Genomic DNA, 24,916 nt, shown 5'->3' with positions numbered 1-24,916 from the left:
TTGCAGACTGAATCCTGACATCCGTGATAGGCGCCGTCCTGGCGTCGCTCCGTGGGCATCCCTATCTTTTGCTGCGCTTCCCTACGCGACGTCCATAACGCAGAGACTACCGAGCGGCTTGGCAAGCCTGTAGTAGCCAACTGCGCCACGCCTTGTAATCCATCGCTTACAGCTGACCGTCCGTGGCTCAGCCTTGTAAGCAATGGATTACAAAGGTAGCAGTGCTATGACTTGCGTAGTGGCGCGTTGTTCCCAAGGTATGGCGATATAGTTTCAATGTGCCTGCATGGTTAATCCTGCATCAGAACTGTCGCGCATCGAGCAGGTAAAGGGATTCGCTACCGGCCTTGACCGACGCACTCAATGAATGGATGCGTGGCAGGAGGCGCGCAAAATAGAACCGAGCGGTGCCGAGCTTGCTTGCATAGAAGTCGTCCTGGCTTTCTTTACCCAGGGCCGCTTCCGCCATTCTTGCCCACATGTAGGCATAGGCCGTGTAACCGAATACATGCAGGTACTCGACGGAGGCCGCGCCGATTTCGTTGGGGTTGTTTCTGGCCTCGGCCAAGACGAATGCGGTCAGGTCATCGAGGTTATCGAGCGCCGCAATGAGGGGTTTGATGAACTCGCCGAGTTCTGGAGCTGCGCTGGCGCAATAGCTGCGTATCTCCCCGATAAAGGTGTTGTACAGCTCGCCTCCACTGCCAACGACTTTACGTCCCAGCAGATCCAGCGCCTGAATGCCGTTGGTACCCTCATATATCTGGGTGATCCGACAGTCGCGTACCAGTTGCTCCTGCCCCCACTCGCGAATGAAGCCGTGACCACCGAACACCTGCTGCCCATGCACCGTTGTTTCCAGACCCATATCGGTGAGGAAGGCCTTGGCGACCGGTGTCAGCAACGCCACCTGAGCCTCGGCACGCTGACGGGCTTCGGCATCGTCGCTGAACTTGGCGATGTCCAATTGCAGGGCCACGTAACTGGAGAAGGCGCGACCGCCTTCGTTCAGTGCTTTCATGGTCAGCAGCATCCGGCGCACATCGGGATGCACGATGATCGGATCGGCTGCCTTGTCCTGCGCCACCGGCCCGGTCGGCGCGCGGCTCTGGATGCGCTCACGGGCGTACTCGATGGCGCTCTGATAGGAGCGCTCGCCGGTCGATAGCCCCTGGATACCGACGCCCAGACGCTCGTAGTTCATCATGGTGAACATCGCGGCCAGCCCCTTGTTCGGCTCACCGACCATCCAGCCGGTGGCGGCGTCGAAGTTCATGACACAGGTGGCCGAGGCCTGGATGCCCATCTTGTGCTCGATGGAGCCGCAGCTCAGGCTGTTGCGCTCGCCCAGGCTGCCGTCCTCGTTGACCATCACCTTGGGCACCAGAAACAGCGAGATGCCGCGCGAACCGGCTGGTGCGTCTGGCAGCTTCGCCAGTACCAGATGGATGATGTTTTCGGTGAGGTCGTGTTCGCCACCGGTGATGAAAATCTTGGTGCCGCTGACCTTGTAGGAACCATCGGCTTGTGGCTCGGCCTTGGTGCGAATGATGCCCAGATCGGTGCCGGCGTGAGGCTCGGTCAGGCACATGGAACCGGACCAGGCACCGGCATACATGCTCGGCAGGTATTTCTGCTTCAGCTCTTCGCTGGCATGGGCATAGATCGACAGGCAAGCGCCTGAGGTCAGCATCGGATACAGGCCGAACGCCAAGCTGGCGGAGTTCATCATTTCCTCCACCTGGGCCGAAATCGCTTTGGGCATGCCCATGCCACCATAAGCCGGATCGCCGCCTACACCTACCCAGCCTCCCTCGGCGTAGAGCCGATAGGCTTGCGGATAACCCGCTGGGGTCGAGACCATCCCATCCTTCCAGTGACAACCTTCTTCGTCACCGCTGCGATTGAGCGGTGCGATGGTATTGGCGGTGATCTTGCCCGCCTCCTCCAGAATCGCTTCGGCGGTTTCGGCATCCACGACTTCTGCCAGCGCTGGCAACGTCTGCCAGAGCTTCGGGGCGTCGAAGACTTCGTTCAGGACGAAACGCATGTCGCGCAGCGGTGCTTTGTAGTCAGCCATGAAAAAGACCTCGCAAAACGTGTCACCCGGCCACCTGGCCGTAGCAGTTGCCGGAGTCTAACGGAAGACTGAGCGACGCCCGAAGCGTCTTTAAATGACTTCCCGGTTCTCGTTGCGACAGTACGGTCATGCGAAATTGCCGGCCGCATCCATGAGGCGTAACTGCGCGAGGCGCCCTGCGCTGTTGTGTCCCGGTGCGCTTTGGCGCTGCCCTGGCAGCTCATTGTGTTGCGAGGAAACGAAGCGCCTGCACTACCTCTCGGCTCCAGCAGCCGTGCGCCGGCCGGTACGCACCGCACCGCGCCGGTTGTCACCATCCGAACGGATGCAGTTGCGCCCCGCGCCTTTGGCGCTATAGAGCGCCTGATCGGCTTTTTTGATCACCTCCTCGGGGCTGCGCTGGGTCATCAGTCGCTCGGCAACGCCGATGCTGATGGTCACGGAGACCGTGGCTGCCGAAGCAATACCGCGGCGCTGCCGCCCCTGATCCGCATCCTTTGGCCGGCTGGACTTGTCACGCAACCGCAGCGGATAACTCGCGACAGCCTCGCGCACCGCCTCCAGATACGGCAAGCAGTGTTCCAGGTCACGCCCAGGGAAAACCAACGCAAACTCTTCCCCACCATAGCGATAGGCACGGCCACCGCCACCGACCTTGCGCAGCCGGCTCGCGACTAGGCGCAGCACCTCATCGCCGACATCATGCCCATGGGTGTCGTTGAAGGCCTTGAAGCGATCCACGTCGGCCATGGCGATCACATATTGGCGTCCCAGGCGCTGCAGCCGTTCGTTCAAGGCGCGGCGCCCCGGAAGCCCGGTCAGCTCGTCACGAAAGGCCATCTGATAAGCCTCCTGAGCAATCGAGACCACCAGCATCAGCATTATCAAGCTGCTCATGATATTGAGCGCCCCCGGACGACTGAACACCTGTGGCAGCATCAGCAGCAGCCCTGTCAATGCCGCCAGCTGCGCGGCGTGCACCGGGCGCGGGCGTCTCAGGTACTGCGCCAACAACCCCAGAAGTGCGATCAGGAATACCGGGTAAGCCAGCTGGATGAGCTGCAGCCAATCTGCCTGCAAAGACGGCCAGCGGACCTCAGCCAGCCAATCAAGCATCGAGTCGGGGAATCGTCGGGCCAGGGCGAACGCGGATACCGACACGGCAAACAGCACGGCGAGGCGTGCCAGGGCATCCTGCACCAGGTGCGCGCGCTCATGCCAGAGGGCGAACAGCCCATACAAAGCAGGCACTAACAGGCTACAGAGATGAAAGGTCAATGCGGCCTCCGGCAACGGCGCGCCCGTGAGCCGGAAGTGATCGACCTGGGTATCGAGCAGGAAATAGACGAGGTAGACCACCAGCAGCAGAAAGGTCTCACGCACCCGCGCATAGGCGATGCAAAAAGCCCCGCCGAGCAGGAGCAGTACCGTGGGCAATACGTTGAACAGCGAGATGAAGAACTCGCTCAGGCTCGGCTGCCGTGCAGCCGCCAGCCCGCCGGCCAATAAAGCCAAAGGCGCATAGAAGTGGCTCAAGCGTGCAGGATTCAGGCGATGCACGACGGCTCCGGTTCGGCCGCAGAAAAGCAGGCATTTTGCCTGCACTCGCTCAGGTATTCACACCGAAGCGCGCAGGAAGCCTAAAAAAAACCGCTGCCAGAGCAGCGGTTTTTCATGACGACGACCTCAGTAGGCCAGCTCGAAATGAGCCTCATCCATGTCCATCAGGTTGTCAGCCCCCGATAGCATGGCTTCGACGTGAGTGCGGGTACGCGGCAGGATGCGCTGGAAATAGAAGCGTGCGGTCTGCACTTTTGCGGTGTAGAAACCGTCGGCGTCTTCACCAGCAGCGATCTTTTCCGACGCCAGGCGCGCCATGTCCGCCCAGAAGTAGGCCAGGCAGGCGTAACCGCAATACATCAGGTAATCCACCGAAGCGGCGCCCACTTCTTCGCGGTTTTTCATCGCGGCCATGCCGACCTTCATGGTCAGGTCGCCCCACTCCTTGTTCAGCTTGGCCAGCGGCTCGACGAACTGCTTGACCGCCTCGTTGCCTTCGTTGGCCTGGCAGAACTTGTGCACGACCTTGGTGAAGCCTTTCAACGCCTCGCCCTGAGTCATCAGCACCTTGCGGCCCAACAGGTCCAGCGCCTGGATACCGGTGGTGCCCTCGTACAGGCAGGAAATACGGCTGTCGCGAACGTTCTGCTCCATGCCCCACTCGGCGATGAAGCCATGGCCGCCATAGATTTGCACGCCGTGGTTGGCCGCCTCGAAACCGACTTCGGTCATGAACGCCTTGGCGATCGGAGTAAGGAAGGCCAGCATCGAATCAGCCGCTTTGCGCTCGGCTTCATCCTTGCTGCGCTGGGCGATATCGACCTGCTTGGCAGCGAAATACATCATCGCCCGGTTGCCTTCGGCAAAAGCCTTCATGGTCAGCAGCATGCGGCGCACGTCCGGATGCACGATGATCGGGTCAGCAGCCTTTTCAGGCGCCTTCGGACCGGTCAGCGAACGCATCTGCAGACGCTCACGCGCATACCTGATGCCACCTTGGAAGCCGATTTCAGCGTGTGCCAGGCCCTGCAGCGCAGTACCCAGACGCGCCGTGTTCATGAAGGTGAACATGCAGTTCAGGCCCTTGTTGGGCGGGCCGATCAGGAAGCCAGTGGCGCCATCGAAGTTCATCACGCAAGTGGCGTTGCCGTGGATACCCATCTTGTGTTCCAGGGAGCCACAAGACACGCCATTGCGCTCGCCCACGCCGCCTTCGGCGTTCGGCAGGAATTTCGGCACGATGAACAGGGAGATGCCCTTGGTGCCAGCCGGCGCATCGGGCAGACGAGCCAGAACGATATGGACGATGTTATCGGCCATGTCGTGTTCACCCGCGGAGATGAAGATCTTGGTACCGGATACCTTGTAGCTGCCATCGGCCTGAGGCTCGGCCTTGGTGCGCAGCATGCCCAGGTCGGTACCGCAATGCGGTTCGGTCAGGCACATGGTGCCGGTCCACTCGCCAGAGACCAGTTTGGTCAGATAGGCCTGCTGCTGCTCGGGGGTGCCGTGCGCGTGCAAGGTATTCATCGCGCCGTGCGACAGGCCGGGGTACATGCCCCAGGACCAGTTGGCTTCACCGATCATTTCGCTGATGGCCAGGCCCAGCGATTCCGGCAGGCCCTGGCCGCCGTGCTCGACGTCATGGGCCAGGCTCGGCCAGCCTCCTTCGACGAACTGCTGGTAGGCTTCCTTGAAGCCGGTCGGCGTCTTCACGCCGCTTTCGCTCCAGGTGCAGCCTTCGATGTCACCCACACGGTTCAGCGGCGCGATGACCTGCTCACAGAATTTGGCGCCTTCGTCGAGGATGGCATTGACCATGTCCGGAGTGGCGTCTTCACACCCCGGAAGGCTCTGATAGTGCGCTTCGTAGCCGAGCAATTCATCACGTACAAAGCGGATATCGCGCAAGGGGGCCTTGTAGTCAGGCATAGCGTAAACCTCAGCGGTGGGTTCTTGATTCAGGTGGCCGACAGCTCAGCCACGCTTGATTTGGAATGGACCATCCGGCTTTGCCCCGGCAGGTCAAACAGGCGTTTGAAACATACGTTTAGGCCTGATCGATGTCAAGCAGCGCCCGTGACGCCATTCGTCGGCGCCTCGGTAACTATAGGTATGAATGGCTGCCCATGACGGGAGCCTCAGCCGGCCAGGACGGCCGGTTAGGGTCAGGCTTTGGTGTTGATCAGCGTGCCAAGCACTTCGTCAGCCGTCTGCAGCAGGCGGACGCCTGCGTTGGCCTGATGCTCGCCCACCTTCATCTGTACGAGCTGCTCGGTCAGCTCGACCGAATCGGCCACCGCCTGGGAGGTTTCAGCTGCCGGCAAGGTGCGGCCCGCTATGGCTGCGCCGGAATGATCGACTCGTTGCTGTCCGGCCTGGTAGGCACCGAGGCCAGCGGACAGGAGACTGCTGTTGATCTGCATGGTTGGACTCCTGCGATGATCACCTGGCCATCATTGAAGCAGAGCCGTCCCGCTGGCGCCAGTTCACGTCGCTATAACGAAGGCGCCTTCATTGCAAGGAATGACCGGAGCGCGTTCATCGCCGTGTCGAAAAGCCTTGGAACGAGACCGATCGAGATGCAGTCAGCTGTTCACCAATACCCAACCGGAGGATCGCCATGAACCCCTCGCAGCCGCCCCTTCTTTCCATGCGCAGCGCTTCAGCTAAACCCGGCGTTCCCAACCTTAATGGCGTCGAACGCCTGTTCTCGGGCTTTATGGGCGGATGGCTGGTGGCACGCGGACTTCGCAAAGGCGGTGTTTTCGGCCTGTTGGAGCTGGCAGCCGGGGGCATGGCCATCGCTCGCGGGGGGTCAGGGCAATGCAACGCCAAGCGCGCCCTGTCGCCAACGCTCTATGAAAACCAGGTGGCGGACGAGCACCACTGGGGGCGTGCCCGAGCGTTATCCAAGAGCATCACGGTAAACAGGCCGCGCGAGGAGGTTTACCGTTACTGGCGTGACTTCAGCAACATGCCGACCTTCATGGAGTTCATCGAGCGCGTCGAAGCGCGGGACGATCACCATGCCCACTGGGTCGCGCGAGTACCGATGCTGGATAAGCCCATCGAGTGGGATACCTACGTCACCGAGGACATACCCGGGGAACGCCTGGCCTGGATGTCCGAGCCCACCGCTCCGGTGCGCAATCTGGGCTGGGTGACCTTCCGTGATGCCCCCAACGGCAGCGGCACTGAAATCCAGGCGGTAGTGGCCCATGAAGTGCCAGGCGGTCAGTTGGGTTATGCGCTGGCCCGTGGCGTCAGCACGTTCACGGGCTTCAAGGCCGAGCAGAACCTGCGCCGCTTCAAACAGTTGATGGAAACCGGAGAGATCTCGACCGGCCAGGTGAACCGCGAACCGGCCGACAAGCACACCGGCATCGCTGCGACCGGGGAGGCTCGATAATGCGCGCACTGACCTGGCAAGGCCCGAACATGCTGCAAGTCGACACCGTACCGGACCCGGAAATCGTCAACCCGAAGGACGTGATCCTCAAGGTCATCATGTCCTCGGTCTGCGGCTCCGATCTGCATCTGGTCGATGGCTACGTGCCGACCATGCATCCCGGCGACATCCTCGGCCACGAGTTTCTTGGCGAGGTAGTGGAAACCGGGTCAGCGGTGACGCGCTTCAGCAAGGGCGATCGCGTCATCGCCATCTCCATCATCGGTTGCGGTGAATGCAGCCACTGCAAGGCCAAAGACTTCAATTGCTGCGACAACTCCAACCCCAACAGCGCGGAAACCGAGCTCGCCTATGGCTACACCTGCTCAGGCATCTTTGGTTACAGCCACGCCTTTGGCGGTTATGCCGGCAGCCACGCTACCTATATCCGCGTGCCCTACGCTGAAGTGAACCTGTTCAAGGTGCCGGAAGGTGTCAGCGACGAGCAGGCCGTGTTTGTCTCCGACGCTGTGCCGACGGGGTATTTCGGTGCAGACCAGGCCGACATCCAGCGCGGCGATACCGTGGCGGTGTGGGGCTGCGGCGGGGTTGGTCAGATGGCGATTCGCAGCGCCTACCTGATGGGGGCTGAACGCGTCATCGCCATCGATCGTTTCACCGATCGTCTGGCGCTTGCCGAGCAGAAAGCCGGCGCGATCACCATCAACTATGAAACCACCGATGTGCACGAGGCGCTGCTGGAGTTCACTGGCGGACGCGGCCCGGACCGTTGCATCGATGCCGTCGGCATGGAGGCCCATGGCACCGGCATCGAGCACGCTTACGACAAGGTCAAGCAGCAGCTGCGGCTGCATACCGAGCGTGGCGTTGCGCTGCGCCAGGCCATCCACTCCTGCCGCAAGGCCGGCACCGTGTCGGTACTGGGCGTGTACGGCGGCCTGATGGATAAATTCCCCATGGGCGCCATCGTCAACAAGGCGCTGACGTTGCGATCCGGCCAGCAACCAGGGCAGCGCTACGCCGAGCGCATCTTCCAGCACATTCTGGATGGCGAGATGGACCCGTCCTATCTGCTGACGCACCCGATGGATCTGGAGCAATCACCGGAGGGGTACAAGCTGTTCAAGCACAAGACCGAGCAGTGCATGCGCGCTGTGTTCAAGCCTTGAGCGGCAGAACCTTGAGCGGGGCGAGATCGAGATAGCTCGCCACCTCGGCCGGGCTTGCTGTCTGCAGTCGCGGCACCTGGCCGAGGCAGGGCGCCGCGAGACGCTCGCTCAAGGTTTCGAGGTTTTCCTGCAGCCGCGAGGTCTCCGGCTCGACAATATTGGCGACCCAGCCGGCCAGTTGCAGCCCATCGCGCTCGATCGCTTCGGCGCTGAGCAGCGCATGGTTGATGCACCCCAGGCGCACCCCGACCACCAGAATCACCGGCAGGCCCAGCTGCACGGCGAGGTCCGACAGGTTTTCTCTGCCAGTGAGCGGCACTCGCCAGCCACCTGCCCCTTCCACCAGGGAGAAATCCGCTCCGAACCCCAGCATGTCACGCGCTGGCTGAAGCAATCTCGCGACACTCAGCTCGACGCCCGCTTCACGCGCAGCCAGATGCGGGGCTATGGCCGGCTCGAAGGCGAACGGGTTGACCTGCCCGTAGCGCATCGACAGCGAGCATTCCTCCAGCAGCGCCAGGGCGTCGCTGTTGCGCAACCCTTCGGCCGTCTTCTCACACCCGGACGCAACAGGCTTTGCCGCCGCCGTGCTGAGCCCCTTCAGCCGCGCTGCGTGCAGCAACGCCGCGGCGATGGTGGTCTTGCCGACTTCAGTGTCAGTTCCGGTGACGAAAAAAGCAGCCGTCATATCAATCCTTGTGAAGTACGCCGTACAGGACCTGGTAGGTCGCAGGCAGCCCATTCGGCGTGCGATATCGCTCGTAGGCCTCAACCAGGGCGCGGATTCTCGCCCTTCCGGTCAGCCCGCCCGGGCGGCCGGGGTTGAGATTGTGCGCACCAAGTGCCTTGAGTTCATGGGTCAGCTGGCGCAGCTCTGAAAAATGCAGGACCTCTGGCCGGACCTCCAGCCGCCCCAGACGCAAGCCACTGGCAGCGCACAGCTGTTGATACACCTCGATGGGGCGAAAGCGGTTGACGTGGGCAAAGCCATCCACGGTTACCCAGCTGGCACGCAGCTCTTGCAGCGTACCCTTGCACAGGCTGCTGAAGGCCAGCACGCCACCCGGTCGCAACACGCGCTTCGCCTCGCTGAGCACCGCGGAAAAATCGTCGCACCATTGCAACGCGAGGCTGGAAAAGATCAGGTCGAACGCCCCGTCGCGCGCCGGCAGGCACTCGGCGTCCCCGGCAACGAACGAAGATGCTCCGCCCTGGGCACGGGCATGTCGCAGCATGCCTTCGGCAATATCCAGCGCGACGCCACTGCCGGCCGGGAACCGGTTCGCCAGCACCCGCGAGAAATAGCCGGTGCCGCTACCCAGATCCAGCCATCGCTCAGGTTGCAGGTCACCGGGCAGGTATTCGATCAAGGCGCCGCCCACCGCTCGCTGCAATTCGGCAACGGCGTCGTAGCTGGCGGCAGCGCGGGAAAACGAGGCGGCAACCAGACGCTTGTCGGGCAGCTCGTTCTTTGCGCTGGGCGCCTCGACCTTGACCGCATCGCTCATTCCACGTTGCCCCTGATAAAGGCGGCTATCGTCGACGCCACGTCATCGGCTCGCTCGAGCGGCAGTGCGTGGCTCGCACCAGTCACCAGCTCGGCTTCGATGCCCGGCATCCAGCGCCGCAGCGCATCGAGAGCCGCGGCCGGGACCAGCGCATCGCTACCGGCAAACAGATGTAGCTGGGGACCAAAGTAGCCATGCAAGGCGCTGCGGCCATCTAGCTCGGCCAGCAGTTGAAGGCCTGCGCTCAGCACTGCAGGTGCGGACGCCGATCGGCTGACTTCCAGCTGGCGCGCCAGGGTCCGCGGATCATACCCACCCCGGCTGCAGAGCAGACGAAAGCGCTTGAGGGTTTCGTCGGGGTCCAGGCGGAACGCCTCGTGAAAGGCATCGAAGATTTCCGCAGCCATCGCTTCAGGCCATTGCGGGCGCGCACGGAAGCAAGGATTGCTGGCGATAGTGATCAGCCCCCGACAGGTATCGACGCGCCGCGCCGCCAGCTGGGTAGCCAGCATGCCGCCCAAAGACCACCCGCCGAGCCAGCTGTCATGCGGCAGGCGACGATCCAGTTCATCGAGCCAGGCGCCGGCGTCAGCCAGTTCCGGCAGAGGTTCGACGACCACGTCGAGATCCGGCACGAGTTCGGCCAGCGCCTCGCACAAAGGCTGCAAAGCAGCCGGGCCAAACGCCCAACCGGGCAGCAATATCAGCTGATCACGCATGCGTTTCTGGCTCCTCGGCCAATCGATTCCAGCATTCGGCCAGGATATCCAGCAGTCGTTCCACCTGCGCCTCGGTATGCGACGCGCTGAAGGTCACGCGCAGACGCGCACTGCCGGCCGGAACCGTCGGAGGGCGAATGGCGCCCACGAGAATCCCACGCTCACGCAGCGCCGCAGAGAGTTTCAGGGCGCGCTCGCTGCTGCCGACCAGAATCGGCTGGATCGGCGTCGGGCTGTCCATCAGCCTCAGGCCGATCTCGGCGGCGCCCTGTCGGAAGCGGCCGATCAGCCGGTTCAGGTGATCGCGTCGCCAGCTCTCGCTGCGCAGCAGCTCGAGGCTTTTCAGCGTTGCACAGGCGACCGCCGGTGGCTGGCTGGTCGTATAGATGTACGGGCGGGCGAACTGGATCAGCGTCTCGATCAGTTCCTCGCTGCCCGCTACGAAGGCCCCGGCGGTACCGAAGGCCTTGCCGAGCGTGCCGACCAGGACTGGCACGTCATCCACGCCCAAGCCGAAGTGCTCGACGATGCCGCCCCCAGTCTTGCCCAACGGGCCGAAGCCGTGGGCGTCGTCGACCATCACCCAGGCATCACGGGAGCGGGCGGTGGCGCACAGGGCTGGCAGGTCTGCCAGATCTCCATCCATGCTGAACACACCGTCGGTGACCACCAACGTATCGCCGGTGGCCTTGTCCAGCCGCTTGGCCAGGCTATCGGCATCGTTATGCAGATAGCGCGAAAAGCGTGCGCCGCTGAGCAGCCCGGCGTCGAGCAGGGAAGCGTGGTTGATCCGGTCTTCCAGCACCGTGTCGCCCTGCCCTACCAGCGCGGTGACGGCCGCCAGATTGGCCATGTAGCCAGTGGAGAACAACAAGGCCCGAGGACGCCCGGTGAATTCGGCCAGTGCTTCCTCGAGCTGGTGATGTGGCGTGCTGTGGCCCATCACCAGATGCGAAGCGCCGCCACCAACCCCCCAGCGTTCGGCACCCTGCTGCATGGCCCTGACGACCTCGGGGTGACTGGCGAGCCCGAGATAATCATTGGAACAGAACGCCAGCAGCGCCTCGCCGTCGACCCTGACATCCGGTCGCTGGGGCGTTTCCAGCAGTGGGCGCTGACGATAGAGGTGCGCGGCGCGGCGCTCGGCGAGACGGGAGTGCAGGTCGAAGGGCATAGGGAAGCTCGAAGCTGGAAGCTGGAAGCTGGAAGCACCGCCGAATCGCTTCAAGCTTCCGGCTTCAGGCTTCCAGCTCGCCGTCGTCAGACAGCCGAATAGAACAGCTTGGAATCCCGCTGTTCGACCAGGGCCTGCTCGATCGCCGCCTGGTGAACCTCATCGTCGTGCTCCTCGCGCGCTTCGGGCTTGATGCCCAGGCGCTGGAACAGCAGCATGTCCTTGTCTGCTTGCGGGTTGCCAGTGGTCAGGAGCTTCTCGCCGTAGAAGATCGAGTTGGCACCGGCAAGGAAGGCCAGGGCCTGCATCTGCTCGTTCATCTGCTCGCGGCCGGCGGACAGGCGCACATGGGATTTCGGCATCATGATGCGCGCCACGGCGAGCATGCGGATGAAGTCGAACGGATCGACGTCCTGCTCTTCGGCCAGGGGCGTGCCCTTGACCTTGACCAGCATGTTGATCGGCACCGACTCGGGGTGCTCGGGCAGGTTGGCCAACTGGATCAGCAGGCCGGCACGGTCGTTCAGCGACTCGCCCATGCCGAGAATGCCGCCAGAGCAGATCTTCATGCCGGCGTCGCGAACGTAGCTCAGCGTCTCCAGCCGGTCGGCGTAGGTGCGCGTGGTGATGATGTTGCCGTAGAACTCCGGCGAGGTATCGAGGTTGTGGTTGTAGTAATCCAGCCCCGCCGCGGCCAGTGCCTTGGTCTGCTCCTGATCGAGCTTGCCGAGGGTCATGCAGGTTTCCAGGCCCAGGGCCTTTACGCCCTCGACCATCTTCAGCACGTAGGGCATGTCCTTGGCGGACGGGTGCTTCCAGGCGGCGCCCATGCAGAAGCGCGTCGAGCCGATGGCTTTGGCTTCGGCGGCGGCTTCGAGCACTTTCTGCACTTCCATCAACTTTTCTTTATCGAGACCGGTGTTGTAATGCCCTGACTGCGGGCAGTACTTGCAGTCTTCCGGGCAGGCGCCGGTCTTGATCGACAGCAGGGTAGAGACCTGCACACGGTTGGCATCGAAATGCTGGCGGTGTACGGCCTGAGCCTGAAAGATCAGGTCATTGAAGGGTTGCTCGAAGAGCGCCTTGACCTCGGCGAGACTCCAGTCGTGACGGGTAACGGAAGCGGCGGTAGCGCTCATGGGCAATCCTTGTAATTAAAAAGCGGCTCGGCAGCCTGGCACGGATGCGAAATGGTTAGCCAAGGCCGAGACGCTGTCAACCTGGAAAGGAATCATGGTCAACAATTGGCTGAAATTTGAGCATTACTGTGCGCTGTGTGACGAGCGTTGCGAAACGGGTCAATCCATATGCGGAGCCTGCGAGGCCGAGTTGCCGTGGCTTCGCGAGCAGTGCAGCGTTTGCGCACTGCCCCTGCCGATGTCCCACCTGACCTGCGGTGAATGCCAGAAGCGACCGCCCGCCTTCGATCAGGTGGCTGTGCCATGGCGCTTCGCCTTTCCTGTCGATACCTTGATCAGCCGCTTCAAGCATCAAGCGCAATGGCCGTCTGGCAGGCTGCTGGCCGAGCAGATGGCACGCCACCTGCTGTATGCGTTCGATGAAGGCCTACCGCGACCCGACATGCTCCTGCCGGTCCCGCTGGCACCCAGGCGACTGCGCCAGCGCGGCTTCAACCAGGCGCAGATGCTTGCCGACTGGCTGCGCCCGGCGCTTGACATCGGCGTCCGGGCCGATCTGCTGCAACGTGTCCAGGACACCCAGTCCCAACAGGAACTGGATGCCGCTGCCCGACGCCGTAATCTGCGCCAGGCCTTCGCCCTGTCCGACGAGGTGCAGGTCCGGGGTCGCCACGTCGCGGTCATCGACGATGTACTTACCACTGGCGCCACTGCCGAGGCCCTGGCGCGCCTGTTGAAACGCGCAGGCGCGGTGAGGGTCGATATCTATTGCCTGGCGCGTACGCCAAAGCCGGGCGACTAGGCGGCGGAGCCGCGGTTGTGTAAACCCGCCAGTGCAATACACTGGCCGACCCTTTTACGGAGCCGACCATGAGCCACCCCTTCGACACACTCACGCCTGATCTTGTGCTCGATGCGGTGGAAAGCGCCGGCTTCATCAGCGATGCCCGCGTGCTGGCGCTGAACAGTTACGAAAATCGCGTCTACCAGGTCGGCATCGAGGACGAGACGCCCATCGTGGCGAAGTTCTATCGCCCGGGTCGCTGGAGCAACGAAGCCATTCTCGAGGAGCATCAGTTCACCCGGGAGCTGGCGGATCGCGAGATTCCCGTGGTGGCGCCATTCGAACGCGACGGCAGGACGCTGTTCGAACACAGCGGTTTTCGCTTCGCGCTCTTTCCTCGCCGCGGCGGTCGTGCGCCCGAGCCGGGCAACCTCGATCAGCTCTACCGGCTCGGCCAGCTGCTGGGACGCATGCATGCGGTCAGCGCCAGCCGCCCGTTCGAGCATCGCGAAACACTCAATGCGCAGCATTTCGGCCATGAATCGCTGGCGACTCTGCTTGAAGGCGGTTTCGTGCCGAAGAGCCTGCTGCCTGCTTACGAGTCGGTGGCTCGTGATCTACTGAAGCGCGTCGATGATGTATTTGCCAACACCGACTACCAACCGATCCGCCTGCATGGCGACTGCCATCCCGGCAATATCCTGGCCCGTGACGACGCCTTTCACCTGGTGGATCTGGACGATTGCCGGATGGGGCCGTCGGTGCAGGACATCTGGATGATGCTTGCCGGAGAACGTCATGAGCGCCTCGGGCAGCTGTCCGAGCTGGTGGACGGCTACAGCGAATTCCACGACTTCGCCCCGCGCGAACTGCCACTGATCGAAGCGCTTCGTGCCCTGCGACTGATGCACTACAGCGCCTGGCTGGCCCGCCGCTGGGACGACCCGGCCTTCCCGATGAGCTTCCCGTGGTTTGGCAGCGAGCGCTACTGGGGCGATCAGGTGCTGATCCTGCGCGAGCAAATGTCCGCGCTGCAGGAAGAGCCGTTGAAGCTGTTCTAGCTGAAAGCTGGAAGCTGAAAGCTGGAAGCTGGATGGTTTCGTAGGGTGGATCACGCTTCACCGATCCACCGGGTGGCGTTCCAATCAGGTGGCGACCCACCGGGCGGCGCCCTACCAAACGATGCACGGTGGATGTAAAAAGCGACATCCACCCTACGAGCCTCGTCCAGCCTTCAAGCCTCCAGGGCTTTATTCGGCTTTACGCTCTTCAACCAACCAAAGCTGGAAGTTTCGTAGTGTGGATCACGCTTCACCGATCCACCAGGTGGCGTTCCAATCAGGTGGCGGCCCACCGGATGGCGCCCCACCAAACCATGCACGGTGGATGTAAAAAGCGACATCCACCCTACGAGCCTCGTCCAGCCTTCAAGCCTCCAGCGCTTTATTCGGCTTTACGCTCTTCAACCAACCAACCAACCAACCAAAGCTGGAAGCTGGAAGCTGGAAGCTGGAAGCTCATGTAGGGTGGGTCACGCTTCACCGACCCACCGGGCGGAGTCTCAGTAGGTGTAAAAACCGACATCACCCCTGCGCCGCTGGAGGCTGGAGGCTGGAGGCTTCCTGCTTCAGGCTTCCTGCTTCCGTCTTACAGCTGCTTCTCTTCAACCAACCAGTCCAACCGCCAGCCACCCTCGCTCTGCCCGAGCAGCTCTGCCAGCCAGGGCAGTAGCTCGCGCAGTTCTTCCTCCAGCCCCCACGGCGGATTGCTGATCGCAAGACCCGAGCCATTGAGCCGCAGTGCATCATCGGTGGGGTGAACGAACAGCTCGGCTCGCAGCAGCTTTGGCGCACCGCTACGTGACAGGTCCTGGTAGAAGCGCTTGAGCTGGCGCTCATCCTTGATCGGATACCAGATCACGCTGATGGTCTGGCGCATGCGCCCCAACGCCTCGCTCAACGCCTGAACGCACCGGCTCAGTTCGTCAGCCTTTTCGAACGGTGGATCGACCAGCAATACGACGCGTTTTTCTTGAGTCGGCATCAAGGCCCGGGGCACATGCCACCCCTCGCCCAGATGCACCGCAACACGTCGATCGCCGGCCATATTGTCCTTCAGCAGACGGCCGTCTTCGGGGTGTTTCTCGTTGAGCTGCAGGCGATCCTGCGGGCGCGTCAGCTGTCGCGCCAGCTCCGGAGAGCCGGGGTAATAACGCAGTTCTCCGTCGGGATTGAGCGCGCGGATTACATTCAGGTAGTTCTCGGCCATTGCCGGGACGCCCCCGGCCTGCCACAGGCGCGCAATGCCTTGCAGCCATTCGCCGGTGCGGCTGGCCTGGTCGCCCGCCAGGTCATACAGGCCGACGCCGGCATGGCTGTCGAGATAGGCGAACGGCGCCTCTTTGCGGGCGAGCATGGCAAACAGGCGGGACAAGACGAGGTGTTTGAAGACGTCGGCGTGATTGCCGGCGTGAAAAGCGTGGCGGTAGTTCATCGGGCACTCCTGAAGAGCGCACAGTCTAACTGCGCCGGCCAGGATTCGCAGGGGCTGGACGAAATGCATGGCGGCCAAGGATGCATAACGTCGACAGGTGGCTGCTACAGTGTCTACCCGCCAGCCAACCAGGACGCTTTGATGGACATTCGAGACCTCTTCCAGATCGCCCTACCCATCATCCAGGCGCCGATGGCCGGCTCGCAGAACCATCAACTCGCCGCCGCGGTGTCCGGGGCCGGCGGGCTGGGATCGATTCCGGCCGGCATACTCAACGCCGAGACGCTGGACGTCGAGCTGACTGCCATGGCCGCGCTGACGGCCAAGCCCTACAACCTCAACTTCTTTTGCCACAAGCCGCCAGCTCAGGACGCCGCACGCAATCAGGCCTGGCTGATGCTGCTGGCACCATATCTTGAGGAGCATGGGATCGACCCCGCCAGCATTCCCACCGGCGCGACCCGCAAGCCTTTCGACACGGCAATGGCCGAGGTGCTGGAGCGGCACCGTCCTGCGGTCGTCAGCTTTCACTTTGGCTTGCCCGACCCGCAGCTTCTGCAACGCGTGAGGGCCACCGGCGCCAGTATCCTCTCCAGCGCTACAACCCTTGAAGAAGGCCGCTGGCTGCAGGCGCAGGGTGTCGATGCGGTGATCGCTCAGGGCCTGGAAGCGGGAGGCCACCGCGGCATGTTTCTCAACGACGATATCGACGGCCAGGTCGGCACCTTTGCTTTATTGCCGCAGCTGGTGGGTGCGCTGGATATCCCGGTGATCGCCGCCGGTGGCATCGCCGACGCCTCTGGTGTCGCCGCTGCTAAAGCCCTCGGCGCAGCCGGCGTGCAGGTTGGCACCGCTTACTTGCTATGTGATGAGAGCCGCGCCAGCCCATTGCACCGCCAAGCGCTGCAAAGTCCGGCCGCAGAGCACACCTTGCTGACGACCTTGTTCTCGGGCCGCCCTGCCCGCGGCATCGTCAATCGGCTCATGCGCGAGCTGGGCCCCAGGCCCGCAGAGGTGCCGGCCTTCCCTCTGGCCGGCAACGCCATCGCCAGCCTGCGCAGCAGTGCCGAGCCAGAAAGGATCAACCACTTCTCGCCACTATGGGCGGGACAGAACGTCAGCGGCTGCCAAGCCATTCCAGCTGCACAATTGACCCAGGCGCTGGCCATCGGATGGCAAGGCTGAACGAGCAAAATCGAGCGCACGCCAAGCGTCGGCACCGGTCTCGACTGGCGCCGCGCAAGGCGTAGACTAGGCCCACCTGCAAACGAACGGATCGAATATGACCGTGCTGACCAATACACTGGTTTTTCTCGCCACCCTGGCCGGCATGGAGCTGTTCGCCTGGTGGGCGCACAAGTACGTCATGCACGGCTGGGGCTGGGGCTGGCACAAGTCGCACCATGAGCCGCGTACGGGGTGGTTCGAGAAGAACGATCTGTATGCGGTGGTGTTTGCCGGGGTCGCGATCCTGCTGATCGCCCTCGGCACGGCGGGTTATCACCCGCTGGAATGGATCGGCGCCGGGATGACGGCCTATGGCTTTCTCTATTTCGTCGCCCATGATGGCCTTGTCCACCACCGCTGGCCGCTGCGCTACGTGCCGCGCAACGGTTATCTCAAGCGCCTGTATCAGGCGCACCGCCTGCACCACGCGGTGGAGGGCAAGGAGCGTTGCGTGTCCTTCGGCTTTCTCTACGCGCCGCCATTGCCGGTCCTCAAGCGCCAGCTGCGCGAGCTGCACGACGGGCCGTTGCGCAAGAACCAGGACGCTGCTAGCGCGGGCGCTGCCACAGCTCGTCGGGACGCGGCCTGACCTGCATCCGCCGCGAGGCCAGCGCCAGCACCCCGCCGCCCAACAGGAATTGCAGCTTCTGCCCTTTGCTGGTCGACACCCGCGCATCCCAGGCCGCCGCACCGCGCGCCTTCACCTCGACACCGATCTGCCGATAGACGCCATGGGCCGTGGCGATGGACCAGGCCGAGCGCAACGGCAGGTCGCGCAACCCCTGGGAGGCCGACTGGTAGTAGGGCTCGGCCAGATCAACCAAGCGCGCGGAGAGCATCGACAGCGCGGGCCGATGGTAGAGCTGGGCGATCTCATCCCTGGGAATGCCGGCTTCGTTCAGCCAGGCCGCCGGCAGGTAGACGCGCCCGATCCGGGCGTCCTCGACGATATCCCGGGCAATGTTGGTCAGCTGGAATGCGAGACCGAGATCACAGGCCCGATCCAGCGTCGGCTCAGCTTCGGCGCCCATCACCCGCGCCATCATCAGGCCCACCACGCCGGCAACCCGGTAGCAGTACAGCAAGGTGTCGTCGAGTGTCTGGTAGCGATAGTCCAGCACGTCCATGCGAAAACCGGCGAGATGCTCAAGCGGGTATCGCTTGGGGATCTGGTGGCGCTGAACGACCTGCTGAAACGCAGCAAAGGCCGGGTCGCTCATCGGCTCACCGGCATAGGCGCGCTCCGTGAGGTCCACCAGCTCGGCCAATCGCGCTTCGCCGGAGGAGCGATCACCCTCGACCTGGCCGTGCCCCAGGGTCTGCCCGTCGATCACATCATCGCAATGACGGCACCAGGCATAGAGCATCACGGCGCTCTGGCGAGTACGCTCGTCGAACAGCTTCGCCGCTGCGGCGAAGCTCTTGGAGCCGACATTGATCGCCTGGGTCGAGTGGTCGATTACCCGGTCGTTCATCCGGCCTGCTCCTTCAACATGAAGTCCTCCAGCATCAGCCCCGCGGTGGCCTTGGCCGAACCCACGACGCCCGGCACGCCGGCGCCGGGATGCGTGCCGGCGCCGACGATATAGAGGTTGGGAATCACATCATCGCGGTTGTGCGGGCGGAACCAGGCGCTCTGGGTGAGGATCGGCTCCAGCGAAAACGCCGAGCCGAGATGGGCGTTGAGCTCGTCGCGGAAATCATGCGGGGTAAAGATCCGGTGGGTGACCAGATCCTCGCGCAACCCCGGGATGTAGTGGCGCTCGAGGTACTCGAAAATGCGGTCGCGGTACTTCGGCCCTTCCACCGCCCAGTCGATATCCGCCGTGCCCAGGTGCGGCACCGGCGCCAGCACGTAATGGCTGGCGCAGCCTTCCGGCGCCAGCGAAGGATCGGTGACGCAGGGTGCATGCAGATAGAGGGAAAAATCGTCGGCCAGGGTTTCCCGCTTGAAGATCTCGTCGATCAGCTCGCGGTAGCGCGGGCCGAAGCACACCGTGTGATGCTGCAGGTGCTCATGGCGGCGCTTGAGGCCGAAATGGATGACGAACAACGACATCGAGAAACGCTTGCCTGAGAGCCGTTTGGCCTCGTCGCGACCACGCTCCTCATGCCCGAGCAGCTGCTTGTAGGTGTTGACCACATCCGCGTTGGAGGCCACTGCATCGGTGTCGAAGCGGCGACCGTCACCGGTGATCACGGCCTTCGCGCGTCCAGCCTCCAGCTCGATCCGCGCGACCTCGGCATTGAGCTCCAGCGTGCCGCCCAGATCCTCGAACAGCCGGACCATGCCCTGCACCAGCGCCCCGGTGCCGCCGCGGGGAAACCAGACACCGCCCTGACGCTCCAGCGCATGGATCAGCGCATAGATCGAGGAGGTCTCGAACGGATTGCCACCCACCAGCAGCGAGTGAAAGGACAGCGCCTGGCGCAGCCGATCGTTCTCCACGAACTTGGCCACCATGCTGTACACGTTGCGCCAGGCCTGCAGCTTGGCCAGCTGCGGCGCGACGCCAATCATGCTGCGAAACGACAGGAAGGGCACGGTGCCGAGCTTGACGTAGCCCTCCTCGTACACCGCCCGCGAATAGGCGAGAAAGCGCTGATAGCCGGCGACGTCACGAGGGTTGAGCGCGTGAATCTGCCGGTCCAGCTGGGCCTGGTCGTTGACGTAGTCGAAGCTGTAGCCGTCCTCCCAGCACAGCCGGTAGAAGGGGCTGACCGGCAGCAGCTCGACGTAGTCGGCCATGCGCTTGCCGGCGCCGCTGAAGAGTTCTTCCAGTGCCGGCGGATCGGTGATCACCGTCGGGCCGGCATCGAAGGTAAAGCCCTGGTCGTGATAGACGTAGGCGCGGCCGCCCGGCTTGTCGCGCTTCTCCAGCAGCGTGGTCTGGATGCCGGCGCGTTGCAGGCGAATAGCCAGCGCCAACCCGCCGAAACCGGCGCCGATGACCACGGCCCGCCGCACACCGCCTGTTCTCTCGTTCATCCTTTGTCCTTTTGGTGCAAGTTGCCAGCGGCCAGCGCACGCAGCGCTTCACCCACCGGCACGGGAGGTTTGCCCGAGACGATGCGCAAGCGGTCCCAGGTCGTCAGGTCTGCTGCGTAGAAGCGCCGGATCAGGGGTTCACGCAGGCGGTAGAAGCGCTGCATCACGGCCCAGCGGCGATCCGCCGGGCCGGCCATGAACAGCATGCGGTTGAGCAAACGGAAGAATCCGCGCTGCCGCCATTGCAGCATCGAATAATCGCGAATCGCCGCGAACAGGCTGTCGGCATCCCAGCGATCCAGCGCGATCAGGTGATCGGCCAGGCGCACCGCATCGGGCAACGAGTAGCCGGTGGTGGGATGAAACAGGGCAGCAGACAGCCCGGTCTGCGGCACGCCGCGCGCCTCTTCCCAGAACGCCGGCAGGTCACCGGATAGCACGATGGGCAATACGCCCTGCTCTTCACGCAGCACCTCGGCGATCGCCCAGCCGTGACCGCTGGCATAGCCGGCAATGTTGTCACGCAGCGTATCGAGCGCCACGGCATCGCCGTCGGCGTAGTAGGTGTCTTCGATCAGCAGCGTGTCGGTGCTGAGCGGCAACACGTAGACGAAGCGATAGCCGTCGTGCTGGGCGACGCTGGCATCCATGATGATCGGCTCGCGTACGCCGTGCGGCTGTTGCAGGCGCAGTTCCTGGCCGAGAAACTTCTGGAAGCCCAGCGCCAGCGTCTCCGTCTGCCGCACCCCGCGCCCATTGATCACCGCGCCAGCCCGTAGCACCTCGCCCGAAGCCAGCCGCACCTGCCGCGGTTCGATCTGCGTGACCCTGGCATTCAGCTGCACGCCATCGGCCAGCTCAGCCATAAGGTGCTGATGGAATCTGTGGGAGAACACACTCGCATAGCTGCTATCCAGACGCCGTCGATGTTCCGGAAAGATCACTTCGTAGCCCGGCCAGCGATTGCATATCAAAGGCTCCAGCCACGCGTGTTGCGAAGCTGCCAGGTCGTGCTGGTGAAAGGACCAGGTGTGGTTGCCGCCCAGAGTTTCACCTTGCTCCAGTATCAGCAGACGCAGGTCGGGGCGCTGCTGACGCAGGCGCAGGGCCAACAGGCCATTGGCCAGACCACCGCCAACCAGGATCAGGTCCGCATCAGCCATGGCCGGCCCCCTGCGCAACCGGCGGTTCGGTCCACAGCGCCTGCTCGATCAACTGCGCCGCCCGCGGTGCACCACCGGCAGCGCGAACCTCGTCGCCCAGTTCCCTGGCGCGCTGTGCAAAGCCGGGTTCGCGCAGCAGGCGCCGCAGCGCCTGCACGATGCGTCGACGACTGGCCAGGCGAGGATTGAGCTTCAAGCCCACACCGGCATGCACCACGCGAGCGGCAACGCCGGGCTGATCGAAAGCGATCGGCAACGCCAGGCTCGGCACCCCGGCTTCCAGCGCATCGAGCACGGTGTTGAGCCCGGCATGGGTAATCACGGCATCCGCCCGCGCCAGCACCGCGCGCTGCGGCGCGAAATCGGTGACCCAGTTGGCGCCCGCTTTGACCAGTCGACGTTCCTGCGCCGCATCGAGACGCCCGCAGTGGGCAATCAGTAGCTGCACATCCAGCTCGCGACACGCTTCGGCTATCCGATGGAACAGGCCGAAGCGATCACCCTGAAGGGTGCCCAGCGAGGCAAACACGAACGGCCTGCCGGTTGCGACCGGGATATCCATCGGCGGCTCGTCAGCCAACGCCGAACGCAGAGGGCCGACGCCATGGCAGTGCTCAGGCCACACGGTACGCGGGAAATCGAAACCGGACGTCGTCTGGCTCAGCTGCAGCAGCGGTGAGAGGCATTCATCGAGGCGCTGGCGAGGCGGCAGACCAAACGCGACGGCGTGGCGTGCGATGACCGCAGCGTGCGCCTGCATGGCCCGGTCATAGACACCGCTGCTGTGCAGGTTCAGTTGCTCGCCCCAAGGGGTGGGCTGGTAACGCCAGGGCATCACCGGCAGCGGCACAAGCGGCTCGCGATTGACCGGCAATGCGCAGGCCACGGAGACAAAAGGCAGGCCAAGGTACTCGGCCACCATTCCACCACCCGGCTCCATCTGGTCCGCAAGGATCACCTCTGCACCGATGGAGCGAAGCACCGCGGGCGCCTCGCGACAGAACATGTCGGTCGCCGCAGCCATATCGGCAATGACCCGGCGTATTCCCCAGGGCCCGCCGGGCTTCGCGGCGCGGTCGATCACCGAGCTGAGCGAGCCTGGTGGATGGGAGGCGGCGCCAACCTGGGCAAAACCCAGCTGAGGATGGCGCAACGCCGCTGCAACATCCGCCTGCTGCACCAGGGTCACGCGATGACCGCGGGCGATCAACTCGCCAGCGATCGCCTCCATTGCCCGCAGATGGCTGAGAAACGGCGGCGAAATCACCGCGAAGTGCGTCATCGAAAGTAACCCGTCCGGGCAAGGGCAGTCTGCAAGCGCATCAGAAATCGTTCGGATCGAAGGTTGGCAACAGTGGCGCGCGCGCCAGGGCCACCAGATCAGCCGAACCGGTGCAGAAGCAGGCGATGCGAAGCTGCTCGATCAATACCTGGAAATGTTCCACTACCGCCTGCGGCCCGATCAGCGCCGCGTCCAGCACGCCTGCAGCCTGGCCGACCAGATCGGCACCGAGACGAATCGCCTTCGCGGCATCGATGCCGTCCCGGATACCGCCCGAAGCAATCAGATGCGCGCCTGGGCAGGCACGGCGTACCGCAGCGATCGCCTGGGCGCTGGGGATGCCCCAGCCGGCAAACGCCTGGGCGATGGCGCGCCGCTGTGGATCGCGGGTACGTTCGGCCTCCACGGCTGCCCAGCTGGTGCCGCCCGCACCGGCCACGTCGATGATCGACACACCAGCGTCGAGCAATCGCTGCGCCACGCCAGGCGAGATTCCGGCACCGACCTCCTTGGCCACCAACGGCACGGGCAGGCGCAGCGCCAGGGCCTCGATCGCCAGCAGGACGCCGCGCCAGTCACGATCCCCGCCCACCTGGACGGCCTCCTGCAGGGGGTTGAGGTGGATGATCAAGGCGTCAGCCTGAATCATCTCCACTGCACGCTGGGCCTCGATCAAGCCGTAACCGGCCACGAGTTGCGCCGCACCGAAATTGGCCAAAAGCGGGATAGTCGGCGCGAACTGGCGCAGCTGTCGGGTCAGTCCCTGGTCGGCACCGGTTTCCAGGGCAATGCGTTGGGAGCCGACGGCCAGGGCGATACCCAGCGATTCGGCGGCTTCGGCCAGGTTCAGGTTGATCTGGGTAGCGCGCGCTGCGCCGCCAGTCATGGAGCTGATCAGCAGCGGAGCGTTGAGGGTCTTGCCGAACAGCGCCACCTGAAGATCGATATCGTCCAGACGCAACTCAGGCAGCGCGCAATGCTCGAAGGTCAGAGCGGCAAAGCCCGACGCCACCCGGGAGCAGGCACGTTGCGGGTCGAGAACGATATCCAGGTGATCGTTCTTGCGTTCCGCGAGTAGTTCTTTGCTCATGCAGCGCCTCGTTCCAATGACCTTATGTTGACGGATATGGTCAGTAAAAGTGCCAAGCCCTTATACAGACTGTACAATTCTTGTCACGGTTTCTACAAAAATCTATACAGGAGGTCGCGATGGCCACTGCTATGCCGAGCACGCAACCCGACTTCGAGCAGCGGCTCAGTGCGTTGCGTGCGCAGGTCGACACCAGGCTGGACCTATGGCTACCCCAATGCCCGCCGCAAGACCTGATCGGCACGGCCATGCGCAATGGCACACTCGCCCCCGGCAAGCGCGTCCGTCCGCTGCTGCTGCTACTTGCGCTGAAGGACCTGCGGCCGAACTCGGACGACAACGCCGCCTTCGACCTGGCCTGCGCCCTGGAAATGGTACATGCCGCCTCGCTGTTTCTTGATGACATGCCCTGCATGGACAACGCCGAGTTGCGCCGTGGTCAACCGACCATCCACCGGCAGTACGGCGAAGACGTCGCCGTGCTCGGCTCGGTCGCCCTGCTCAGTCAGGCATTCAGCATAGTCGCCTCGCCCGTCGAGATTCCTGCCAGCACCCGCAATCAGCTGGTGTGCCTGCTGGCGCAAGCCACCGGTGCACAGGGCCTGGTGCGCGGCCAGTATCACGACCTGCGCGAGGGCCAACGCGCGCGTCCGCTGGAGGCGATCGCCCATACCAATCGCCTTAAAACATGCCCGCTGTTTACCGCTGCCGTGGAGTTCGCCGCACTGCTGGCTGAAGCCAGTGCCAGCTGTACGCGCCATCTCAACGGTTTCGCCACCGAACTGGGGCTGGCCTTCCAACTGCTCGATGATCTGGCGGATGGCTTGAGCGCCCAGCAAATCGGCAAGGATGCAGGCAAGGACGCAGGCAAGAGCACCGTGGTCGCCCTGCTTGGCCCTGAAGCGGCACGCCAGCACGTCAAGGAGCACCTGGCGCGCGCCGAACAGCACCTGATTGACGCGGGCATCGGCGACGGCCATCTGGCACAGCTACTGGAATACTTCAGCGCGAGGCCACACTGAGGCCGCCGGGGCAAGATCCAAAAGACGCTGCTGTGTCGGCCCATCACTCGAATGTATGGTGCTAGGCAGCCGTCTCGCCGGCTCCTTAGACTCGAGCGCATGTAA

General features: G+C 63.5%; 22 protein-coding genes. 7 read left to right on the top strand and 15 right to left on the bottom strand.

Annotated features, from left to right (window positions below):
* Positions 1-301: 301 nt before the first annotated feature.
* The 4 genes from AC4LFW_RS21135 to AC4LFW_RS21120 form a co-directional block, all read right to left on the bottom strand.
* Positions 302-2,080, bottom strand: coding sequence for an acyl-CoA dehydrogenase C-terminal domain-containing protein (locus AC4LFW_RS21135; protein ID WP_491821837.1), 1,779 nt, complete (start codon positions 2,078-2,080; stop codon positions 302-304).
* Between the two features lie 252 nt (positions 2,081-2,332).
* Positions 2,333-3,640, bottom strand: coding sequence for a GGDEF domain-containing protein (locus AC4LFW_RS21130; protein ID WP_491821835.1), 1,308 nt, complete (start codon positions 3,638-3,640; stop codon positions 2,333-2,335).
* A 126-nt stretch (positions 3,641-3,766) separates the two neighbouring features.
* The gene (locus AC4LFW_RS21125) at positions 3,767-5,572 is read right to left on the bottom strand and encodes a phenylacyl-CoA dehydrogenase (protein ID WP_491821833.1); all 1,806 of its coding nucleotides are present in this window, start codon (positions 5,570-5,572) and stop codon (positions 3,767-3,769) included.
* A 236-nt stretch (positions 5,573-5,808) separates the two neighbouring features.
* A complete protein-coding gene (locus tag AC4LFW_RS21120; RefSeq protein ID WP_491821831.1) occupies positions 5,809-6,066 on the bottom strand; it encodes a hypothetical protein in 258 nt (85 codons plus the stop codon).
* Positions 6,067-6,263: 197 nt separating this feature from the next.
* Here AC4LFW_RS21120 and AC4LFW_RS21115 point away from each other — a divergent pair, with 197 nt between their 5' ends.
* Both AC4LFW_RS21115 and AC4LFW_RS21110 read left to right on the top strand, forming a co-directional pair.
* The gene (locus AC4LFW_RS21115) at positions 6,264-7,052 is read left to right on the top strand and encodes an SRPBCC family protein (RefSeq protein WP_491821829.1); all 789 of its coding nucleotides are present in this window, start codon (positions 6,264-6,266) and stop codon (positions 7,050-7,052) included.
* Positions 7,052-8,221 (top strand): zinc-dependent alcohol dehydrogenase, encoded by a 1,170-nt coding sequence (locus tag AC4LFW_RS21110; protein WP_491821827.1) that lies wholly within the window; start codon positions 7,052-7,054, stop codon positions 8,219-8,221. The genes AC4LFW_RS21115 and AC4LFW_RS21110 overlap by 1 nt, the downstream gene beginning before the upstream one ends.
* Here AC4LFW_RS21110 and bioD read toward each other — a convergent pair.
* The 5 genes from bioD to bioB form a co-directional block, all read right to left on the bottom strand.
* On the bottom strand, positions 8,211-8,909 hold the full coding sequence (gene bioD / locus AC4LFW_RS21105) for a dethiobiotin synthase (protein ID WP_491821825.1): 699 nt from the start codon (positions 8,907-8,909) through the stop codon (positions 8,211-8,213). The two genes, AC4LFW_RS21110 and bioD, sit on opposite strands and share 11 nt — an antisense overlap.
* A 1-nt stretch (position 8,910) precedes the next feature.
* Positions 8,911-9,729, bottom strand: a complete 819-nt coding sequence (gene bioC, locus AC4LFW_RS21100) for a malonyl-ACP O-methyltransferase BioC (protein WP_491821823.1) — start codon at positions 9,727-9,729, stop codon at positions 8,911-8,913.
* The gene (locus AC4LFW_RS21095; protein WP_491821821.1) at positions 9,726-10,448 is read right to left on the bottom strand and encodes an alpha/beta fold hydrolase; all 723 of its coding nucleotides are present in this window, start codon (positions 10,446-10,448) and stop codon (positions 9,726-9,728) included. The genes bioC and AC4LFW_RS21095 overlap by 4 nt, the downstream gene beginning before the upstream one ends.
* Positions 10,441-11,622 carry an 8-amino-7-oxononanoate synthase gene (gene bioF, locus AC4LFW_RS21090; RefSeq protein ID WP_491821819.1) on the bottom strand — a complete coding sequence of 394 codons (1,182 nt, stop codon included), beginning with the start codon at positions 11,620-11,622 and terminating at the stop codon, positions 10,441-10,443. The genes AC4LFW_RS21095 and bioF overlap by 8 nt, the downstream gene beginning before the upstream one ends.
* 86 nt (positions 11,623-11,708) lie before the next feature.
* On the bottom strand, positions 11,709-12,761 hold the full coding sequence (gene bioB, locus AC4LFW_RS21085) for a biotin synthase BioB (RefSeq protein WP_491821817.1): 1,053 nt from the start codon (positions 12,759-12,761) through the stop codon (positions 11,709-11,711).
* Between the two features lie 94 nt (positions 12,762-12,855).
* On the opposite strand from bioB, the gene AC4LFW_RS21080 reads away from it, so the two are divergent.
* Together AC4LFW_RS21080 and AC4LFW_RS21075 are read left to right on the top strand one after the other, a co-directional pair.
* A complete protein-coding gene (locus AC4LFW_RS21080) occupies positions 12,856-13,563 on the top strand; it encodes a phosphoribosyltransferase family protein (protein ID WP_491821815.1) in 708 nt (235 codons plus the stop codon).
* A gap of 68 nt (positions 13,564-13,631) precedes the next feature.
* Positions 13,632-14,606 (top strand): serine/threonine protein kinase, encoded by a 975-nt coding sequence (locus tag AC4LFW_RS21075; protein WP_491821813.1) that lies wholly within the window; start codon positions 13,632-13,634, stop codon positions 14,604-14,606.
* 586 nt (positions 14,607-15,192) lie between these two features.
* Here AC4LFW_RS21075 and AC4LFW_RS21070 read toward each other — a convergent pair.
* Positions 15,193-16,038, bottom strand: a complete 846-nt coding sequence (locus tag AC4LFW_RS21070) for a 23S rRNA (adenine(2030)-N(6))-methyltransferase RlmJ (RefSeq protein ID WP_491821811.1) — start codon at positions 16,036-16,038, stop codon at positions 15,193-15,195.
* Positions 16,039-16,179: 141 nt separating this feature from the next.
* On the opposite strand from AC4LFW_RS21070, the gene AC4LFW_RS21065 reads away from it, so the two are divergent.
* A complete protein-coding gene (locus AC4LFW_RS21065) occupies positions 16,180-17,223 on the top strand; it encodes an NAD(P)H-dependent flavin oxidoreductase (protein WP_491821809.1) in 1,044 nt (347 codons plus the stop codon).
* Between the two features lie 97 nt (positions 17,224-17,320).
* Positions 17,321-17,854: a sterol desaturase family protein gene (locus AC4LFW_RS21060; protein ID WP_491821807.1), complete on the top strand. Its 534-nt coding sequence runs from the start codon at positions 17,321-17,323 to the stop codon at positions 17,852-17,854.
* Here the strand turns inward: AC4LFW_RS21060 and AC4LFW_RS21055 are convergent.
* From AC4LFW_RS21055 to fni, 5 genes are read right to left on the bottom strand one after another with little or no spacing between them, the layout of a single operon-like run.
* Positions 17,814-18,740 carry a phytoene/squalene synthase family protein gene (locus AC4LFW_RS21055; RefSeq protein WP_491821805.1) on the bottom strand — a complete coding sequence of 309 codons (927 nt, stop codon included), beginning with the start codon at positions 18,738-18,740 and terminating at the stop codon, positions 17,814-17,816. The genes AC4LFW_RS21060 and AC4LFW_RS21055 overlap by 41 nt on opposite strands.
* Positions 18,737-20,254, bottom strand: a complete 1,518-nt coding sequence (locus AC4LFW_RS21050) for a phytoene desaturase (RefSeq protein ID WP_491821803.1) — start codon at positions 20,252-20,254, stop codon at positions 18,737-18,739. Before AC4LFW_RS21050 ends, AC4LFW_RS21055 begins: the two co-directional genes overlap by 4 nt.
* Entirely contained in the window at positions 20,251-21,417 is a 1,167-nt protein-coding gene (gene crtY, locus AC4LFW_RS21045; protein WP_491821801.1) for a lycopene beta-cyclase CrtY, read from the bottom strand. The genes AC4LFW_RS21050 and crtY overlap by 4 nt, the downstream gene beginning before the upstream one ends.
* Positions 21,410-22,699 (bottom strand): glycosyltransferase, encoded by a 1,290-nt coding sequence (locus AC4LFW_RS21040; RefSeq protein ID WP_491821799.1) that lies wholly within the window; start codon positions 22,697-22,699, stop codon positions 21,410-21,412. The genes crtY and AC4LFW_RS21040 overlap by 8 nt, the downstream gene beginning before the upstream one ends.
* Before the next feature lie 40 nt (positions 22,700-22,739).
* Positions 22,740-23,789, bottom strand: a complete 1,050-nt coding sequence (gene fni, locus AC4LFW_RS21035; RefSeq protein ID WP_491821797.1) for a type 2 isopentenyl-diphosphate Delta-isomerase — start codon at positions 23,787-23,789, stop codon at positions 22,740-22,742.
* A 119-nt stretch (positions 23,790-23,908) separates the two neighbouring features.
* Here fni and AC4LFW_RS21030 point away from each other — a divergent pair, with 119 nt between their 5' ends.
* Positions 23,909-24,811, top strand: coding sequence for a polyprenyl synthetase family protein (locus tag AC4LFW_RS21030; RefSeq protein ID WP_491821795.1), 903 nt, complete (start codon positions 23,909-23,911; stop codon positions 24,809-24,811).
* Positions 24,812-24,916: the final 105 nt, after the last annotated feature.

It is taken from the genome of Stutzerimonas sp. C6.4V, assembly GCF_058536345.1.
The sequence above is the reverse complement of the archived record's forward strand: the minus strand, read 5'-3'. Positions and strand labels throughout refer to the sequence as shown.

Coding starts and splice junctions, on each gene's coding strand:
- AC4LFW_RS21135 (WP_491821837.1), bottom strand. CDS start 2,080: ATGGCTGACTACAAAGCACCGCTGCGCGACATGCGTTTCGTCCTGAAC.
- AC4LFW_RS21125 (WP_491821833.1), bottom strand. CDS start 5,572: ATGCCTGACTACAAGGCCCCCTTGCGCGATATCCGCTTTGTACGTGAT.
- AC4LFW_RS21120 (WP_491821831.1), bottom strand. CDS start 6,066: ATGCAGATCAACAGCAGTCTCCTGTCCGCTGGCCTCGGTGCCTACCAG.
- AC4LFW_RS21115 (WP_491821829.1), top strand. CDS start 6,264: ATGAACCCCTCGCAGCCGCCCCTTCTTTCCATGCGCAGCGCTTCAGCT.
- AC4LFW_RS21110 (WP_491821827.1), top strand. CDS start 7,052: ATGCGCGCACTGACCTGGCAAGGCCCGAACATGCTGCAAGTCGACACC.
- bioD (WP_491821825.1), bottom strand. CDS start 8,909: ATGACGGCTGCTTTTTTCGTCACCGGAACTGACACTGAAGTCGGCAAG.
- bioC (WP_491821823.1), bottom strand. CDS start 9,729: ATGAGCGATGCGGTCAAGGTCGAGGCGCCCAGCGCAAAGAACGAGCTG.
- AC4LFW_RS21095 (WP_491821821.1), bottom strand. CDS start 10,448: ATGCGTGATCAGCTGATATTGCTGCCCGGTTGGGCGTTTGGCCCGGCT.
- bioF (WP_491821819.1), bottom strand. CDS start 11,622: ATGCCCTTCGACCTGCACTCCCGTCTCGCCGAGCGCCGCGCCGCGCAC.
- bioB (WP_491821817.1), bottom strand. CDS start 12,761: ATGAGCGCTACCGCCGCTTCCGTTACCCGTCACGACTGGAGTCTCGCC.
- AC4LFW_RS21080 (WP_491821815.1), top strand. CDS start 12,856: ATGGTCAACAATTGGCTGAAATTTGAGCATTACTGTGCGCTGTGTGAC.
- AC4LFW_RS21075 (WP_491821813.1), top strand. CDS start 13,632: ATGAGCCACCCCTTCGACACACTCACGCCTGATCTTGTGCTCGATGCG.
- AC4LFW_RS21070 (WP_491821811.1), bottom strand. CDS start 16,038: ATGAACTACCGCCACGCTTTTCACGCCGGCAATCACGCCGACGTCTTC.
- AC4LFW_RS21065 (WP_491821809.1), top strand. CDS start 16,180: ATGGACATTCGAGACCTCTTCCAGATCGCCCTACCCATCATCCAGGCG.
- AC4LFW_RS21060 (WP_491821807.1), top strand. CDS start 17,321: ATGACCGTGCTGACCAATACACTGGTTTTTCTCGCCACCCTGGCCGGC.
- AC4LFW_RS21055 (WP_491821805.1), bottom strand. CDS start 18,740: ATGAACGACCGGGTAATCGACCACTCGACCCAGGCGATCAATGTCGGC.
- AC4LFW_RS21050 (WP_491821803.1), bottom strand. CDS start 20,254: ATGAACGAGAGAACAGGCGGTGTGCGGCGGGCCGTGGTCATCGGCGCC.
- crtY (WP_491821801.1), bottom strand. CDS start 21,417: ATGGCTGATGCGGACCTGATCCTGGTTGGCGGTGGTCTGGCCAATGGC.
- AC4LFW_RS21040 (WP_491821799.1), bottom strand. CDS start 22,699: ATGACGCACTTCGCGGTGATTTCGCCGCCGTTTCTCAGCCATCTGCGG.
- fni (WP_491821797.1), bottom strand. CDS start 23,789: ATGAGCAAAGAACTACTCGCGGAACGCAAGAACGATCACCTGGATATC.
- AC4LFW_RS21030 (WP_491821795.1), top strand. CDS start 23,909: ATGGCCACTGCTATGCCGAGCACGCAACCCGACTTCGAGCAGCGGCTC.